Below are 671 nucleotides of genomic sequence, written 5' to 3' on the forward strand. Positions count from 1 at the left end.
GCAACTGTCGCGTCCTGGACATAAGAGTGGCGTCCCTGATAGTGGTGTAACGCGATCGGCGTGATCGTCGGGCGGCCCGTCTGCGGGCTGAACGAAGAGCGCGGTCATCGCGTGATCTTTCGAGTGAACCTCTCACAGCACTCTCGAAAGGGCTCTATCGCGATGACCGCACCTCACATCATCAACCCTGCCGGGCTGTTGGACCAAGCTCTCGGCGACGCGTCGCCGGACCTGATGCGGCACCTGCTGTCCACGGTGATCAACTCGCTGTTGTCGGCCGACGCGGACGCGGTCTGCGGCGCCGAGTACGGCGTGAGTTCACCGGAGCGGGTCAACTCCCGTAACGGCTACCGCCATCGTGACCTGGACACCCGCGTTGGCACGATCGACGTCGCGGTCCCGAAACTGCGCCAAGGCACGTATTCCCGGATTGGCTGCTCGAGCGGCGTAAGCGGGCCGAGGCCGCCCTGGTGAGCGTGGTCGCGACCTGCTACCTACTCGGCGTCTCCACCCGGCGCATGGACAAACTGGTGCAGAGCCTGGGCATCACCAGCCTGTCCAGGTCACAGGTCTCCCGGATGGCCACCGACCTCGACGCCCAGGTCGCCGCGTTCCGCACCCGGCCCTCGGACGAGTCCGGCCGTTCACGTTCGTCGCCGCCGACGCGCTGA

General features: G+C 66.3%; 1 pseudogene. It reads left to right on the plus strand.

What is annotated here, in order from left to right:
• Positions 1-162: 162 nt before the first annotated feature.
• A pseudogene (locus DMB66_RS60825) lies at positions 163-671 on the plus strand (transposase); the annotation flags it as partial.

This window comes from Actinoplanes sp. ATCC 53533, from assembly GCF_003947245.1.